The organism is Micromonospora sp. NBC_01405 (genome assembly GCF_045040155.1).
Classification (GTDB): Bacteria; Actinomycetota; Actinomycetes; order Mycobacteriales; family Micromonosporaceae; genus Micromonospora.
The window spans coordinates 6,321,206-6,338,503 of record NZ_CP109532.1; the positions used below are offsets into that span (position 1 = coordinate 6,321,206).

Sequence of the window (17,298 nt, forward strand, 5' to 3'; positions counted from 1 at the left end):
AGTTCCTCTCCGCCCGCGACCGGCGTGGGACGCGCGACGCGTCGCGGCTGCCGGACCTGGCGGGCGGCTCGATCGTGCCCCGTCCGGCGACGGCGGACTACTCCCAGCGTGCCGTCGTTCTGGCCATTGCGCCGCAGGTCAGAGGGCAAGCGGGAAGTGGCGGCGGGGGTCGTTCGGCCCGGAGGATTGGGCAGTTGGATCGTCAATCCTGGATGTATTGGAGCAGCAGGTGGCCGGCACCATCAGGGCGCTCAGGCGCCGCGTCCTCACCCCCGACGTCTCGGAGACCCTCGTCTCCACCCGGGGGTTCCACGACAAGGGGCCGGAGGCCCGCAACATCCTGGAGACGGTCGGTTCGTCGTTCCTGACCGGGCTCTCCTCGGCCGCCGGCGCACGCCGGGTGACCGACGTCGACACCGAACTCGCCGAGTTGCCCACCCGGTTCCAGGGGTTCGCCTACGAGGGCGTGGCCATGGGCTTCGCGCTGGTCGACGCGCTGACCCCGGGCACACCTCGGCGCAGCGCCGAGTTCCTCGCCGGCACCGGCGACCGGCACGTCTACATGGCCTACGTCGGGATCGGCTGGGCGCTCGCCCGGCTGCCGAAGTTCCTGTGGCGGCGGGCCCTCGCGGCCGCCACCGATCCGTTGCTGCGCTGGCTCGTGCACGACGGCTACGGCTTCCACCAGGCGTACTTCCACACCGACGAGTACGTGCACGGCCGGCGCGCGGTGACCGATTTCCCGTGGCCGTCCGAGGGCCCGGCCTCGTACACCGCCCGCGCCATCGACCAGGGCATCGGCCGGGCCACCTGGTTCGTCGCCGGGTGCGACCCGACGCTCGCGGCCGACCTCATCGACCGGTTCGCGCCGGCCCGGCGCCAGGACCTCTACAGCGGCGCCGGGCTCGCGGCGACGTACGCGGGCGGTTGCACCGAGGAAGAGCTGCGGCTGTTCCTGACCCGGGCGGGCGAGCACGCCCCGTTCGTCGCCCAGGCCTCGGCGTTCGCGGCGCAGGCCCGGATCAGGGCCGGGCTGCTGGTGCCGCACACGGAGCTGGCGGCCCGGGTGTTCTGCCGGACCTCCGCCGCCGAGGCGGGCCGGATCACCGACGAGCTGATCCCCGCCGGACCGGCGGCCGACGGCCTGCCCGCCTACGAGGTGTGGCGGCGGGCCGTGGCCGAGCGGTTCCGGGTCGGCGCGAGGGTGCAGCCGTGACCGCCGTCGCCGACCGGGGCCGGCTGCGCCCGCCGGGGCCGTCGCCCTGGACGGCTCCGGTGCTGCTCGGGCGGATGGCCCGCAACCGGCTGGACGTCATGCGGGCGGTCTCCGCCCGGCACGGGGACGCGGTCCGGCTGCCGCTGGGGCCGAAGACGCTCTACTTCTTCAACCACCCCGACCACGCCAAGCACGTGCTGGCCGAGAACCCCGGCAACTACCACAAGGGCATCGGGCTGGTGCACGCCCGCCGAACCCTCGGCGACGGCCTGCTGACCAGCGAGGGCGAGCTGTGGACCAAGCAGCGCAAGGTGATCCAGCCGGTGTTCCAGGCGCGCCGCATCGCCCGTCAGGCCGACGCGGTCGCCGAGGAGGCGGTGCGGATGGCCGCCCGGCTGCAACGCATGGCCGGTGGCGACCCGGTCGACATCCGGCACGAGATGACCGAGCTGACCCTCGGCGTGCTGGGCCGGACGTTGCTCGACGCCGACCTCAGCGAGTTCGGCGGGATCGGCGAGGCGTTCGAGGCGGTCCAGGACCAGGCGATCTTCGAGATGATGTCGCTGAGCGCCGTGCCGACCTGGGTGCCGTTGCCCCGGCAGCTGCGCTTCCGCCGGGCCCGCGCCGAACTCCAGGAGATCGTCGACCGGCTGGTGGCGCACCGGCGGGCGGAGCCCGGCGGCACCGAGGGCCGCGACGACGTGGTGTCCCGCCTCATCGAGTCGACCAGCCGGGAGACCGACCCGGGGGTGGCCCGGCAGCGGATGCGTGACGAGCTGGTCACCCTGCTGCTGGCCGGGCACGAGACCACCGCCAGCACCCTCACCTGGACCTTCTACCTGCTCGACCAGCACCACGAGGTGTGGGAGCGGATGCACGCCGAGGCCGTCGAGGTGCTCGGCGACCGGAACCCGGTGTACGAGGACCTGCACCGGCTGCGGTACACCGCGATGGTGGTCGACGAGGTGATGCGGCTGTACCCGCCGGTGTGGCTGCTGCCGCGCGTCGCCCAGGCCGACGACAACGTGGGCGGGTGGCACGTGCCCGCCGGCGCCGACCTGGTGCTGTGCCCGTACACCCTGCACCGGCACCCGGAGTTCTGGCCCGACCCGGACCGCTTCGACCCGGATCGGTTCGACCCGGACCGGCGCACCGACCGACCGCGGTACGCCTACATCCCGTTCGGCGCCGGCCCGCGCTTCTGCGTCGGCAACAACCTCGGGCTGATGGAGGCGGTGTTCGTCCTCGCCTGCGTGGCCCGCCAGCTACGCCTGTCGCTGAGCCCCGGCTACCAGGTGGTGCCGGAGCCGATGCTGACCCTGCGGGTGCGGGGCGGCCTGCCGATGCACGTCCACGAGGCCTGACCCGTCCGACCCGTCGAACCAGGCGCAACCGGTGCTTCCCGCCGGTTGCGCCTCGTCGTGTCCGCCCGAGGCCCCGACGAGGTCGCCCGCGCCGGCTCCGACGAGGTCGCCCGCGCCGGTCCTGGTGGTTTCCGCGCCGGTCCTGGCGGTTTCCCGGCCCGGCCCGCACGGCGACGGCCGGGTCGACCACGCGGGATGCGTGGCCGCCCGGCCGTCGGTGGCCGAACCGGTCAGCCCTTGCTGACCTCGCGGAACCGGCCGCCGTGGAACAGCAGTGCGTCACTGCTGTCACCACGGCCGGTGCTGAGGACCGAGCCGAGGAAGATGGAGTGGTCGCCGCCGTCGTACACCGCCGCCAGCTTGCACTCCACCCAGGCCACGCTCCCGGTCACGATCGGCGCGCCGGTGTGCGGGCCCGGCTCGCACCGCACCGTCTCGAACTCCCGCTCGTCGCGGGGCCTGCTGGAGCTGGCGAAGTACCGGGCCAGCCCCTCCTGGTCGGCGGCCAGGATGGACACCGCGAAGGTGCCCTGGGCCAGGACGGTGTCGTGCATGACGGCGCTGCGCTTCACGCACACCAGGACCATCGCCGGGTCCAGCGACACGGAGGTGAACGCGTTCGCGGTCATGCCGTGCGGCAGGTCCCGGCCCGACGTCACCACCGTCACGCCGGTGGCGAACATCCCCATCACCGCCCGCAGTTCGGCGTGGTCGGCCGCGGGCGCCGGCATCGTCGCCGGGCCGGCGGTCGGTCGCTGGTCCGCTCTGGTCACGGCTCAGCCCTCCCCGATGCTTTCGGACACCCGCCGGCCACCCGCGGCGAGGGGCACCGCGTAGCGCGACAGGGCCGCGCGCAGCGGGTCCGGCACCCGGGTCGGCCGGGTGTCGGTGTTCGGGCCGCGCATGCACGCGATCCGCTGCCGACCCCGGGCCACCAGCTCCTCGAAGCCGTCACGCAGCCGCACGTAGTCGAACGCGAAGCCGATCTGGGTCTGCGTGAGGTCCTCCAGGCGCATCCGGATCGACAGCTCGTCGAACGCGGTGATCTCGGTGAAGAACTCGCACTCGCACTTGAGCGTGAACAGCTTCAGGTCGTCACGGATGTCCGGCAGGATCTCCGGCGCCTCGTCCCGCAGGAACATCTCCCGGCACCGGCCCTGCCAGCGCATGTAGTTGACGTAGTAGACGTTCCCGACGAGGTTGGTCTCCTCGAAACCCACCAGGTGCCGGTACTCGTAGTAGGACTCCATCTCACCTGCCTCCTTCCGCCAGCATCGTGAACACCACCGGGTCGCCGATGTCGTTGAGCGCGGTGACGAAGGTGGCGACCCGCGCCGCCCCCGACCGCAGAGCGACCCAGCCGGCCGTTCCGTTCGGCTCGGCCACCAGGTCGACCCGGGTGTGGCCGTTCTTGCGCAGGCACTCGACCGCGCCCCAGACCCGGGTGGCGGCGACCGACAGGTCCTCGCCCTGCTCCCGGGCCAGCAGCGTGGACAGGGCGACCCCGTCCGGGCCGATCAGGCCCTCCCACTCCTCGGCGGAACGGGTCGCGGCCAGCTCCACGTCGCAGCCCACCGCCGCCGAGGCGCCGGCGACGGCGAAGGTGACCCCGGCGCCGTGCGAGGCGGAGATCCGGAGGTCCCCGTCGACCTCCGGCTTGCCGTCGGGCCGGTAACGCACCGTCGTCTCCGCGCCCAACGCCCAGCTCACCGCCCGGGCGGTCTGCCGGCGCCGGGCCGGCGTGCCGGTGGCGTCCGGGTCGTCGGGCCGTACGACGCAGCGCAGCTCGTCGGGCAGGAACGCGCCGGCCCGCCGCTCCAGGTACGGGCCGACCAGCGCCGGCAGCCACGGCCCGGTGCCGTCCTGCTTGCGCACGGCGTGCAGGCGCAGCCCCACCCACCGCTCGACGAGGTTGCCGTCGCCGTCGCAGACGTCCACGTCGTAGTGGTAGGTGTCGCCCTGGCGCAGCCGCTCCACCGCGTGGATGGTGACGGTGTCCAGGGTGGCGGCGACCTTCGGGTCGGCCAGGTGCAGCCGCTCGATCGCCCCCGGCAGCAGGGTCGCGTCCGGCACGCAGCACTGCAACGCGTGCATCACCGTGTCCCTGGTGCCCGGGTCGCCGAGCACCAGGTCGCCGGGCCGGTACCGGGCGAACCACGCGTCGACCGGCCGGTTCGACACCCGCGCCGTGCAGCTCGTCGCCGCCAGGTCCAGGTAGCCCAGCAGGCGCTGGAACCGCCGTCCCTGGAACAGCACCGGGCCGTACAGGTCGCGGGCCGGGTCGATCGGCAACAGCCGCGCGGCGGCGGTCCCCGGCCGGGCTTCGACCCGCAGCGACTGGTCCCAGCGCAGCCGGGCCCGGAAGTGGTCGGCCTGGAAGTTGGTGTCGCTGCTGCGTACCACCGCCTCGACCGAGCCGTCGGCCGCGGCGAGCACCGCGATCCGGATCGTGTTGCTGCCCGAGGGCGGCACCACGATCGGGCGCAGCAGCTCGACGTCCTCCAGCACCGGGGCCTCGGTGCGCCCGGTGAGCGCCGCCGCCGCCTGCGCCATCGCCTCCATGCCCAACACGGCGGGGAAGAGCAGGTCCCCGTCGAGCAGGTGGTCGGGCAGGTAGAGGTCGTCGTCGGCGCTGAGGTCGGCGTCCACCACCAGCTCGACGCCCGGGTAGTGCACCTGCGGCCGGTCGACGAAGCGCAGCAGGGGCAGCTCGCGCCGCTCCAGCGTGACCGTGGACAGGCCGTCGGCGCGTCCCATCACCACCAGCGCCTGCGGCGCGGACGGGCTGGCCAGCACCTCCTTCAGGGTCGCGATGCCGGCCTCCACCGGGATCGGCGCGATGCCGTCGCGGGTGAGGGCCTCCAGCACCCCGAGCCGCTCGCCCATGCCGGCGCCGGACCACACCGACCACTCCAGGGCCAGGCACCGGATGTGCGGGTAGTCCTCGCCGACCCGGCGGGTCAGGTCGGTCATCCAGTCGTTGGCCGTGGCGTAGTGCGCCTCGCCGCGCAGCCCCGCCCGGCCGATGATGCTGCCGAAGGTGACCAGCAGCCGCAGCGTGTGCGGATCGGTCGCGGCGAGCACGGCCTCCAGCCCGTCGATCTTCGGCGCGAGGGTCCGCCGGAACGTCGCCTCGTCGAGGCTGACCACCGTGGTCGGCTCGTTGCGGCCGGCGCCGTGCAGCACACCGGTGACCGGGCCGAGCACCCGCTCGATGTCGTTGACGGCCGCCTTCACCTCGTCCAGGGCGGTGATGTCCGCCCGGGCGTAGTGGAAGCGCACCCCGGCGGCGGTGAGCCGTTCGAGGTTGGCCGCCAGTTCCGCGTCGGCCGCCGGGTCGGAGCGGCCGATCAGGCCGACCGCCGTCAGGGTGTCCCGCCCCAGCGCCAGGGCGCACTCGGCGGTGATGCCCTTGCCGCCTCCGGTGACCAGCAGCACGTCCTCCACCCCGAGGCCGGGCCCGCCGTTGGGTGGCAGGGGCGCCGGCCGCAGCACCGGCACGTACCGGTTGCCGTCGGCGTCGTAGTTGACCTCGCTGAATCCGGCGGTCGCCGCCACGTCGGCGACGAGCCGGGCCACCGTGGCCGCGACGTCGTCGGCGGACGGCTCGCCGGCCAGCGGCAGCGTGATCACCGTGGTGGTGATCTCCGGGTGCTCCTGGTGCAGCGTCTTGGCCAGGCCGGCCGCGTTGCGCCGGTCGCCCAGCGCCACGAACCGGACGGCGCCGCCCTGCGACACGGCGGCCCGGGCGGCCCGCAGCATCACCGGGATGTGCTCAGGCTGGCAGTCGCGCGGCAGGCACAGCAGCACCCCACCGCCGACCCGGGCCTGTTGCAGCGCCGTGCGCAACGGCTCGGCGAGGGGGCTGTGCCCGGCGGTGAACGCCTGCCAGCCGCCCTCGACCGGGGCACCGACCCGCGGACCGGCCTCGGTGGGCACCAGGTCCACCGCGAACGCCCGGACCCACGGGGCCACCCCGGCGATCGACCGTTCCGGTTCCTCCGCGTCGCCAGCACCGCCGGCCTCGTCGAGGATCTGCGCGATCTCCGCCACCGTGGCGGTGGCGTAGCTGGAGGTCAGCGTCGGGGCGGTCACGTTGAGCTCCCGGGCGGCCTGGTTGACGATCTGCCCGACGGTGATCGAGCTGAGGTGCAGCTCGTCCAGCGGCCGGCTGTCCGCCCGTACGGCCTCCAGCGGCAGCTCCGCCCGTTCGGCGGCGAGCCGGCGCAGCAGCTCCAGGGTGTCGACCGTCGCGCCGGGCCCGGAGGCCGCGACCGACGCGCCGGCCGGCGACACCGCGCTGGCGGCCGGCTCAGCCCCGGCGCGGGCCACCGCGAAGTCCCCGGCCGGCGCCGACTCGGCGGGGCTGGCGAAGAACCGCAGCGGCCGGCCCGGCTCCAGCGGCCGGGTGAACCGGTCCTGGAACAGCACCGAGTGGTTCACCGCCGCACCCGCCGCGTACGCGGCGCCGACCGCGCTGAGCAGGCCCGCCAGCGACAAGCTGTCGGTCTCCAGCGAGATCGTCGGCACCTCCGGGGCGATGTCCGCGGCCAGGCCGCGCAGCACCCGACCCGGACCGACCTCCAGCAGCAGGTCGGCGTCGTCGGCCAGGCGGCGCACCGCCTGGGTGAACCGCACCGGGTCCAGCACCTGCCGGCGCAGCAGGTCGGGCACGTCGGTGTCGGCCGGCAGCACGTCCCCGGTGACCGTGGAGACCATCCCACCGGACAGCGGGGCGAAGGGCAGGCCGCCCAGGTGCTCGGCGAACGCGACCGCGGCCGGGGCGACCGCCTCCGAGTGGAAGGCGTGCGACACCGCGATCCGGGTCCAGAACAGCCCGGACCGCTCGGCCAGCGCGCCGACCTGTTCCACCGCCGCGACCGGACCGGAGACCACAGTCTGCTGCGGGCTGTTGTAGCCGGCGATGACCACCGGCGTGCCGACCAGCAGCGGCTCCACCACCTCGGGGGCGGCGGAGATGCTGGCCATCGTGCCGTCGCCGGCGCTGGCGTCGGCCATGATCCGGCCACGCGCGCCGGCGGTCGCGATCAGCGTCGCCTCGTCCATGGCGCCGGCCCAGTGCAGCGCGGTCAGCTCGCCGAGGCTGTGCCCGGTGGCCCCGACCGCCCGCACCCCGAGCATCGACAGCACCCGCAGGCCGGCGACCGACGCGGTCACGATCCGCGGCTGCGCCACCGCCGTGGCCACCAGGTCCGCGCCGGGCGGCGGCTGGTGGGCCTGGTACAGGGTGTCGACCTCCTCGAACCGGCGGCGCAGCGCGCCGCCGTCGGCCCGCCGACCCGCGCCCTGGCCGGGGAACAGGAACCCGATCCGCGGGGCGGAACCCGTAGTGCCGAGGAAGACGCCCCCGGCCGCGTCGATCACCCGCTGCTCGCCGGAGTCGACCAGCTCGACCAGCCGCTCCAGGCGCTGCCGCGCCTGCTCGGGCGACGCGACGACCACCGCCGCCCGCACCGGGCGGTCGGCCAGCTTCCCGGCCAGGGTCGCGGCCAGGTCGCCCAGTTCGGCGTACGACAGCCGACCGACCCACGGCGCGAGGTCCGACAGCCGCGAGCCCAGCTCCTCCGGGGTACGCGCGTCGAACATCAGCAGCTCGGTGTCCTGCCGGGAACGCACCAGCGCGGCCGTCGACGCCCCGATCCGGGTCCGCCGGCCGTTCTCCGCGCTCTCGACCACCACGTGGGCGTTGATGCCGCCGAAGCCCATCGAGGACACCGCCGCCCGGACCGGCTTGTCCGCCGGCCACAGCTCCGCTGTCGCGGGCACCCGCACGGCAGGCTGCTCCACGTCGAGCACCGGGTGCGGGTCGACGTGCCCGGTGGCCGGCGGGATGACCTGCTGGCGTACCGCGAGGATCGCCTTGAGCAGTCCGGCGACCCCGGCGGCGGCCTTGGTGTGGCCGAAGTTGCCCTTCACGGTGCTGATCGCGGCGGGCGCGCCCGCCGGGTCGGCCTCCTGCCGGGCCTCGGTGAACGCCGTCAGCTCGGTGGCGTCGCCGACGGCGGTGCCGGTGCCGTGGCCCTCCAGGTAGGCGACCGAGTCGATGCCGTAGCCGGCCCGCTCGTACGCCCGGCGGATGGCCAGCCGGTGCCCGCTGGCCTCGGGCCGGGTGATGCCGCCCTTGCCGTCGGAGGAGTAGCCCCAGCCGGCGATGACGGCGTGTCGCCGTAGCCCGCGCGCCACGGCGTCCTCGTCGCGCATCAGCACCAGCATGCCGCAGCCCTCGCCCGGCCAGAACCCGTTGGAGTTGCGGTCGTACACCCGCATCTCCCCGGTGGCCAGCGCCCCGGTCTTGGCGAAGCCGATCACCTCGAACGGGTCGATGCTCAGGTCCACCCCGCCGGCCACGGCGGCGTCGAGGTCGCCGTTGGCCAGGGCGTTGCAGGCGGTGGAGACCGACAGCAGCGACGACGAGCAGGCGCCGTCGACGGTGTAGCCGCCGCCCTTGAAGTCGAAGTGGTTGCAGACCCGCCCGGCGATGGTGTTGGCCAGGCCGCCGGCCAGGGTGTCCTCGTCGATCGGCGGGAAGGGCGCCTTGTAGCGCGGCTCCAGCTCGTCGAGGAACGTGCCGACCTCGGTGTCGCCCCAGCCCTGCTCGCGCAGCGCCGCCCCGACCGTGCGCCGCACGTACGGCCAGCGCAGCCGCAGCAGGTTGGCCCGGCTGAACTCGCCGGTGAGGGTGTTGCCGATGACCACTCCGGTGGTGGCCAGCGGCAGCCCTTCGCCGTCGGGGAAGCCGGCGTCCTCCAACGCTCGGGCGACCGTGTCCAGGGCCAGCCAGTGCGTCATGTCGGTGGACCGGAAGGTGCTGCCGGCGACCTTGTACCGGACCCGGTCGAACTCGAAGCCCTCGATCACGGCGGCCTTGGCCGAGTAGAACCGGTCGGGCGCGGTCGGGTCGGGGGAGTAGTAGTCCTCGGAGTTCATCCGCTCGTCGGGCAGCCGACGGAACGCCCGGCGGCCGGTGAGCACGTTCTCCCACAGTTGGTTGGGGTTCTCGGCGTCGGGATATCGGCAGGCGATCCCGACGACGGCGATCCGTTCGCTCATTTCTGCTCCTCGCTTCGTCCGTCGACTGTCCTGACGGGGTCGACCTGTTCGGCCGGCGCGGCGCGGCGCGTCCTGTCCCGCCGGTTCACGCGATGCGCCTGGGGGTGCCGAGGGACAGCCCGGCGGGCGCGGCGGCCCGCTCCCGGGACTTCTTGCGCAGGTGCGCCAGCCACCAGCCCAGTCCGCGGATGCCGCAGACCACGACCACCGCGAAGAAGAGCGTGTAGACGACGTTGAACAGCATCAGCACGCCGTAGACCATGGCCACCGAGGAGCCGAACATGAACTGGTTCATCGGCTTGGCCGGGGTGGTCCCCGGGTCGGTGATCATGTAGTTGGTGAACAGTACGAACGCCACACCGGTCATCACGCCGAGCGCGGAGAACAGCGCGACGTCCCAGATCCAGTGCCGGATGAACGCCTGGATGGCGAAGCCGCCGAGCCAGCCCACGATCAGCGGCACCTTGCGGGTCAGCAGCGCGTTGATCACGGTACCGGCGGTGACGATGATGATCGGGATCATCACCCGGAAGTAGGTGTTGGCGTTCTCCGTGAACTCGTACGGCGGGGCGATGGAGATCCAGGAGCCGAAGCAGACCAGCGCCATGGTGATGCCGAAGTTCGACGGGTTCATGTAGTGCCGCATCCGGCCGTAGACCGGGGCCTGCAGGACGTACTTGCCGGTGACGCCGATGATCACGGCGAACGCGATCGGCAGGAACATGTCGTTGGCGTAGAGGAGCATGTTGCAGGCCAGCGCGGTGATGTGCGAGGGCAGCAGGAACTCGTACACCCGGCGGCCGCCGCCGCCGAGGAACCGGGGGGTCTCCTTCTTGGCCCAGGCCCGGATCAGCTCGAAGGAGATCTCGGCGGCGTAGGCGGTGAGCACCGCGAAGATGGGCCACAGCCACGGCTGCTCGAAGCCGAGCAGGGTGTAGCCGAAGATGTTGAAGACGCTGATGGAGAGGGCGAAGTTGCGCAGGGCCAGGTAGCGGCGGTCGGGCTCCGGTTTGGCCGGAGCGGGGACGACGCGGGCCGCGGGGGCGGTGTTGATGCTGGGGGGTGGCGCGATCGTGGTCATCGGTTCGGAACCTCCTCGACGCGGTCGGTCAGCACGAGGGTGTGCGTTCCGGCGGTGAACTGCTGGCTGGTGCTGTGCTGCTGGCCGGCCAGGTCGCGCCAGCGCAGGTCGACGGTGACCGGGCCGCTGCTGTTCCCGAGGCCGAAGTGGACCTCGAAGCTCCGCTTGCCGGCGTGGCCGCTGCCGCCGTCGAGTTGGGAGATCTGCTTGCGGCCGTCCGGCGTGGTCACCGTGACGGTGGCGCCGTACGCCGGGGTGCAGAGCATCTGGCCCGCCGGGGCGCCGACCGCCGGCCGGTACAGCCGCAGGTTCAGGAAGTTGCCCTTGCTGGGCGCCTCGTTGACGTAGAACGCCGGCGGGCCCCACTGCCGGGCCACCGCGAGGTCCAGGGCGCCGGTGCCCCGGGTGTCGGCGGTGGCGACGCCGCGGGTGGGGATCGGGACGTCGAGCCCGACCTCCTTGGTGATGTTGGCGAACTCGCCGCTGGCCGTGCGGGCGAAGAACGCCAGCGGCTGGCTGCCGGCGATGTCGTCGCCGGGCTGCAGGTTGGGCCACATCGCCGGGTTGGACAGCAGGTCGTCGTTCATCATGGCCATCTCCTGCAGCCACGGCCACCGGTTGATCTTGCCCTTGACGAAGCCGAGCGACTGGACGACCTCCAGGTCGCCGCTGTTGAGGAAGTCGCCGAACTTGATGTCCCAGCCCCAGCCGCTCCAGGCCATGCCCAGCGGCCGGGCCTCCTGGGTGAACGGTGCGACGCCCTTGCCCAGCTTGGCGAGCATGTCGCGCTCGTCGCGGGCCCGGTTGATCCAGACGAAGTTGCTCTCCTCCAGGCCCCAGGCCGTGGTGATGTTGGAGACCACCATGTCGAAGTTGCCGTTGCGGTCCAGGTCGCCGAAGTCGATGCCCATGCCCTTGAACGAGCCGTTGCCGAGCACGAACGACTTGGGGGTCGTCGGGGTGCGCTCCCCGATCGCCGCCTTGAACTTGATCCGGCCGGGGGAGGAGATGTTGTGCAGCAGGTGGTTGTGGCCGAAGTCGTTGGCGACGTAGACGTCCGGCAGCCCCCGCGCGGTCAGGTCGGCCGCGCCCAGGCCCAGCGTCCAGCCGGTGGACTTCTTGAACGGCACCGCCCCGCGCTCGGCCACGAAGTTCACCGACGGGTTGTCGCCGGCGGTCGCCGCGTGCCAGCGCAGCACGTGCAGGCCGCCGCCGTTGGTGGCGCTGGACAGCGTGTCGTTCATCTCGACGTTGTCCTGGCCCCGGGTGTTGAGCACGTCGGACTCGGGGAAGTAGTTGCCGATCACCACGTCCGGCTTGCCGTCGCCGTCGAGGTCACTGACCAAGGAGGCGTTGGTGTGCCACTTGGGCCCGTGGTAGCGGCCGTCCGGCGAGCTCTGCGGCAGCAGTTCCTGGCGCTGGTACGAGGCGTTGGCCACCGTCGTGGCGCCGGCCTTGCGCAGGAACAGGATCGGCACCCGGCCCCAGTAGGTGACCATCAGGTCCATCCGGCCGTCGAGGTTGTAGTCGCCCGGGACGCAGGCCATCGGCGCCATGGTGTCGTCGATCGGCAGCGGCGCCGCGTCGAGGAGGAACGGCGTGAACTGGTCCTCCTTCGGCGCGGTGGGCGCGTAGGTGACCACCACCTGGTTGGTGCGCACGTCCACGAAGCACAGGCTGTTGGCCCGGCCGTGGTCGGTGAGGTCGTTGAGGGCGATGCTCGCGCCGACCGACGAGATCCACGCGCGGATCTTGTGGTAAGACGGGTTGACGTCCCGGATCGTTCTCTTGGGCAACCGGTCATAGCCGTCCGGGTAGGCGATCGGCTGCTCGGTGAAGCGGTATCGTGAGGCGGCCTGCTCGGCACCGGCGACGGAGACCCGGCTGTCGATGATGAAAAAGAGCGAGGCCGCGAGTAGAATCGCGACTATTCCGGGACTGAGCGAGCGTAGGCGTTGACCCAGCACGGTAAGGTCTCCTTACGACAGAGCCATCGACTTCTGCCAAAGCCGATGGCGTGAACAGGGCAGACGGCGCCGCCGCGGCGGTGTTCCACGGGGCGGTTTCGTGGCGGCGCGCGGTTGGGGGATGGGGAATTGTCGCCTGGCGGGATAGGCCCGCCGGCGCGTCGGACCCGGCCGGTGGAGGGGCTCCTCCGGCCTTTTCAACCGACGTGGCGAATCTGATTCCTGGAGTGCCTGGTTTCCTCCTGCTGCGGGCGGGGAAAGTGGATTAGGGCGACCGGATCGGGCCCAGGTTCATCGTGCGACTTCATCGTGCGACGGTGGCCCCGGACTGCGCTTCTTTCACATTGCTCCCGGCGTTCTCCCAGCCTGTCGCCGTTTGGTTCGCGTTTAACGGACGGTTTGACGCGCCGGATCCCTTTAGGTCAATCTCGTCGTCTTGACCCGCTGTGTCCACCCGGGGGGCCGAAGACGGCAATATGGCGACTAACTGTGGACCGCGCGGTGGCTAGCGTGGGTTACGGCGCTGCCCGGGCGCGCTGTCTTCGGGGATCACCCCGCCCGGGACCCGGGAAGAGAGGAAGCCGCCGTGTCTGTCGAGGGATTCTGGAAGGTGGCCGTGGCCACCCCGTTCGGCACCCGCCGTACCGAGCTCGAGCTGTTCAGCGAGGACGGTGTCCTACAGGGAATCTCGCGTGGTGAGAAGGAAACGCTCACCCTCAACGACCTCCAGCTGGAGGGCAACCGCCTGTCGTGGTACCAGTCCATCAAGAGGCCGATGCGGATGGACCTGGTTTTCGACGTGACGATCGACGGCGACGAGATGACCGGCACCGCCCGTGGCGGCCCGATGCCGGCCGCGAAGGTCAGCGGGCACCGCGAGCCGGCCGCCCAGCCGGCCTGAGCCGGCGCCCGTGTCGCCCGACCGCCCCCGGGGTCCACCCGTCGGGGGCGGTCGGCACCGGAGCGGAACCCCGTTGGGGGCGCGCCTCGGCCCTTCGGGGCCACGCTCCAACCCGGATATGTATTGACTTAAGTGCATTTATCATTAATGGTCTTGGGTACTCGACGCGGGAGCACCCATGACCGAACTGCCAGATGGCACCGAGCACCACCGTTACCTGATCATCGGCGCAGGTCCGGCCGGCCTACAGCTGAGCTACTACCTCCAGCAGGCCGGCAGCGACTATCTGACGCTGGAACGCGCGGCCAGCCCCGGCGAGTTCTTCCGCCGGTTTCCCCGGCACCGCCGGCTGATTTCCCTGAACAAGGTGCACACGACGAGCACCGACCCGGAGATCCGGCTGCGCTGGGACTGGAACTCGCTGCTGCACGAGCCGGCCGACCTGCCGTTCTCCGACTACAGCCGCGAGTACTTCCCCCACGCGGACGACCTGGTCCGCTATCTGGGCGACTTCGCCCGGCACCACCAACTGGCCATCCGCTACGACACCACCGTCGAACGGGTCGAGAAGACCGACGACGGCTTCCTCGTGCGGGCCGGCGGCCGACTGCTGCACGCCGACTGCGTCGTGGTGGCCGCCGGCTGGGGCCCCCCGAACGTCCCCGACGTGCGCGGCATCGAGCACGCGGTCGGATACGAGGACATGAGCACCGACCCGGCCGACTACGCCGGCCAGCGGGTGCTCATCCTCGGCAAGGGCAACTCCGCCTTCGAGACCGCCTCGGCGATCCTCGGGCACGCCGCCATGATCCACCTGGCCAGCCCCCGGCCGATGCGGCTGGCCTGGAACACCAAGCACCCCGGCGACGTGCGGGGCCACCACGGCGCCGTTCTGGACAGCTACCAGTTCAAGACCCTGCACTCGGTGCTCGACTGCGTCATCGACGAGATCCGTCCGGTGGGCGACAGGTACGAGGTGCACCTGACCTACACCCACGCCGACGGCGAGACGGCCGTCATGGAGTACGAGACCGTCCTGCGCTGCACCGGCTTCGCCATGGACACCTCGATGTTCGCCGAGAACTGTCGCCCGGCGAGGGTGCCCAGCGGGCGGCTGCCGGTCACCCGGCCCGACTGGCAGTCGATCGACGTCGACGGGCTGTACTTCGCCGGCACGCTCGCCCAGGACCGGGACTTCAAGAAGGCGTCCTCGGCCTTCATCGACGGGTTCCGCTACAACCTGCGGACGCTCACCGCCCTGCTGCGCGAGCGGTACGAGGGCGCGCCGCTGCCGTACGAGAAGGTGGAGGCCGACGCCGAGGCGCTCACCGGGGTGGTGCTGGACCGGGTCAACTGGAGCTCGGCGCTGTGGACCCAGTTCGAGTTCCTCTGCGACGTCCTCGTCGTCGACCCCGGCGCCGGCGGGGCCCGCCACTACCAGGACCTGCCCGAGGACCACGCGGTGCAGCGGTTCGGCGGCGAGAGCCACTACTACACGTTCTCGCTGCGCTGGGGCCGCGACGCGTACTCCGACGTGTTCGCCATCGAGCGGCACCCGCAGCCCGACCGGGCCGCCGAGAGCGCCTTCATCCACCCGGTGCTGCGCCGGTACCGGGGCGGGGAACTGGTCGAGGAGCTGCACCTGCTGGAGGACCTGCTGGCCGAGTGGCGCAGGCCGGACCGGCACGTGCAGCCCCTGCTCGACTTCTTCGCCGCGGATCTGGGGCGGTGACGCCTACCGGCGGACCATGACCTCCGACAGCGGCTTGCGGGTCAGCTCCGGGACGGTGACCCCCTCGGCCGGGTAGCCGACCGGCATCACCACGCAGGCGCGCTCCTCGGCCGGACGCTCGCAGATCTCGTTGAGGAACCGCATCGGGCTGGGGGTGTGGGTGAGTGTGGCCAGCCCGGACAGGTGCAGGGCGGTGATCAGCATGCCGATGGCGATGCCGACCGACTCCTTGACGTAGTAGGGCCTCGGGGTCTGCGGGCCCTGGTGGACCTCGAACACGACGATGACCACCGGGGCGGTCTCCAGGAACGGCTTCTGCCAGTCGGTGCCCATCGGGGCCACCGCATTCAGCCACTCGGCCGAGGCGCGTCGGGTGTAGAACTCGATCTCCTCGGCCTCGGCGGCCTCCCGCAGCCGGTGCTTGCGCTCCGCGTCGGTGATCATCACGAAGCGCCAGGGTTGCAGGTTGGCGCCGCTGGGCGCCGTCGCGGCGGCCCGAACGGCCTCCTCGACGACGCCCAGCGGCACGGGTTCGGCCGAGAAGTGTCGCACCGACCGGCGGGCCGCCATCTGGTCGGCGAACGCCCGGGCGTTGCGGTTCATCAGCGTGGGTTCCAGCCTGTCCAGGTGGAACGGGGTGGTCGCGATCTGGTTCACGGAAGAGCCTCCATCGGCAGGTCGGGGGCTTCTCCAGCATTACCCACGGCACCCGCCGCTGGTTGCGCGGAATTGCCCTGATCGCCGAGCCGTGGACGGCACGGTTGATGACGGCAAACGCGGCCGGGTCAGCCCGCGGTCTGCTCCGCCAGGTGGTCGACGACGTCGGCGAGCGTCCCGCCCCGGCGGGCCACCGATCGCTGGTGCCGCGCCCCGGTGCCGTCGGCTCCCAGCCGCTCCAACCATCCCCCGACGAGGTCGTGCTCGCCGTGGGCGCGCAGCACCGGCTCCACGATGTCCAGCAGGTCGCGGGCCAGCGCGGTCGCGGGCCGCAGCCGGCCCGTGCGCGGGTCCACACCCTCGCCGTCCAGGCCGTCGCGGGCCGCCCGCCAGTAGGCCGCCCGCAGCAGCTCGCCGGCGACGTCCGGGGCCGGCTCGCCGGCTTCCACGGCCGCCGACAGGTGCACCACCATCGCCCGCACCAGCGCCGCGTACCGCGCCGAGTCCTCGGCGGTGACGGCGGAGTCGGCGACCCGGACCTCCAGGGTCGGGTGCCGCTCCGAGGGGCGTACGTCCCAGAAGATGGTGGCCCGGTCGACGAGGGCGCCGACGTCCAGCAGTCGCTGCACCACCTCGTCGTAGTGCTCCGCCGAGTCGAACACCGGCGGCGGGCCGGCCACCGGCCACCGCCCCCAGACGGTGGTGCGCCAGCTCGCGTACCCGGAGTCGCGGTCGTCCCAGTACGGCGAGTTCGCGGTGAGGCTGAGCAGCAGCGGCAGGTACGGCCGCAGGTGGTTGCCGACCAGCACCGCCCGCTGCCGGCTCGGCATCTCCACGTGCACGTGCAGCGCGCACAGCGCCAGCTCGTCGTGCAGGCCCCGGTACGTCTCGTTGCCCATGCTCTGACGCGGGCCGACGGTCATCGGCGGCGGCACCACCCCGGCGACGGGGGCGGTGCCGGTGGCCACCACCCGCAGCCCGGCCGTCCGCGCGCAGTCCGCGACGACCTTGCGGGCCTCGGCGAGCTGGGCGGCCAGCTCGCCGAGCGTCTCGCAGGCGTCGGTGCGGGTCTCCAGTTGCAGGGTGGTGATCTCCCCGGAGACCCGCTCCCCGAGCAGCGCGGACGCCGCCCCGACGACCTCGGCGGCCCGGGGCGCCGGGGCCCGGGTGACGGCATCGACGACCAGGAACTCCTCCTCCACCCCGAAGCGTGGCGGCGGCGTGGTCTGACGCGTGGTGAGGGTCATGGGGCGGTCGTCCTCCCGCTCGCTGAGCCGGCGGCCACGAACGCGGACCACCGGCGGATGGA

Annotated in this window: 11 protein-coding genes; 4 read left to right on the forward strand and 7 right to left on the reverse strand. The window is 72.5% G+C overall.

All coding sequences use genetic code 11. The annotated features are described in order from the left end of the window. The first annotated feature begins 229 nt into the window (after positions 1–229). Positions 230–1,216 carry a DUF1702 family protein gene (locus OG559_RS27230; RefSeq protein ID WP_405117007.1) on the forward strand — a complete coding sequence of 329 codons (987 nt, stop codon included), beginning with the start codon at positions 230–232 and terminating at the stop codon, positions 1,214–1,216. Further along, complete coding sequence (locus OG559_RS27235) at positions 1,213–2,580, forward strand: cytochrome P450 (RefSeq protein ID WP_405108804.1); 1,368 nt, start codon at positions 1,213–1,215, stop codon at positions 2,578–2,580. The genes OG559_RS27230 and OG559_RS27235 overlap by 4 nt, the downstream gene beginning before the upstream one ends. Positions 2,581–2,810: 230 nt before the next feature. Here the strand turns inward: OG559_RS27235 and OG559_RS27240 are convergent, their stop codons facing one another. From OG559_RS27240 to OG559_RS27260, 5 genes are all read right to left on the reverse strand, one after another. Further along, entirely contained in the window at positions 2,811–3,311 is a 501-nt protein-coding gene (locus OG559_RS27240) for a flavin reductase family protein (protein WP_405117009.1), read from the reverse strand. Between the two features lie 45 nt (positions 3,312–3,356). Beyond that, a complete protein-coding gene (locus OG559_RS27245) occupies positions 3,357–3,830 on the reverse strand; it encodes an acyl-CoA thioesterase (RefSeq protein WP_405108807.1) in 474 nt (157 codons plus the stop codon). Position 3,831: 1 nt separating this feature from the next. Then, a complete protein-coding gene (locus tag OG559_RS27250) occupies positions 3,832–9,651 on the reverse strand; it encodes a type I polyketide synthase (RefSeq protein ID WP_405108810.1) in 5,820 nt (1,939 codons plus the stop codon). An 85-nt stretch (positions 9,652–9,736) separates the two neighbouring features. Continuing rightward, complete coding sequence (locus OG559_RS27255; RefSeq protein WP_405108813.1) at positions 9,737–10,732, reverse strand: enediyne biosynthesis protein; 996 nt, start codon at positions 10,730–10,732, stop codon at positions 9,737–9,739. Then, a complete protein-coding gene (locus tag OG559_RS27260; RefSeq protein ID WP_405108816.1) occupies positions 10,729–12,699 on the reverse strand; it encodes a CRTAC1 family protein in 1,971 nt (656 codons plus the stop codon). Before OG559_RS27260 ends, OG559_RS27255 begins: the two co-directional genes overlap by 4 nt. A 586-nt stretch (positions 12,700–13,285) precedes the next feature. Here OG559_RS27260 and OG559_RS27265 point away from each other — a divergent pair. Together OG559_RS27265 and OG559_RS27270 are read left to right on the forward strand one after the other, a co-directional pair. Further along, entirely contained in the window at positions 13,286–13,600 is a 315-nt protein-coding gene (locus OG559_RS27265) for a hypothetical protein (protein WP_405108819.1), read from the forward strand. Between the two features lie 178 nt (positions 13,601–13,778). Next, on the forward strand, positions 13,779–15,332 hold the full coding sequence (locus OG559_RS27270; RefSeq protein ID WP_405108821.1) for an NAD(P)-binding domain-containing protein: 1,554 nt from the start codon (positions 13,779–13,781) through the stop codon (positions 15,330–15,332). A 3-nt stretch (positions 15,333–15,335) separates the two neighbouring features. Here OG559_RS27270 and OG559_RS27275 read toward each other — a convergent pair whose 3' ends face one another. Together OG559_RS27275 and OG559_RS27280 are read right to left on the reverse strand one after the other, a co-directional pair. After that, complete coding sequence (locus tag OG559_RS27275; protein ID WP_405117011.1) at positions 15,336–15,935, reverse strand: nitroreductase family protein; 600 nt, start codon at positions 15,933–15,935, stop codon at positions 15,336–15,338. A gap of 182 nt (positions 15,936–16,117) precedes the next feature. Then, positions 16,118–17,236: a glutamate--cysteine ligase gene (locus OG559_RS27280; protein ID WP_405108824.1), complete on the reverse strand. Its 1,119-nt coding sequence runs from the start codon at positions 17,234–17,236 to the stop codon at positions 16,118–16,120. Between the last annotated feature and the right edge of the window lie 62 nt (positions 17,237–17,298).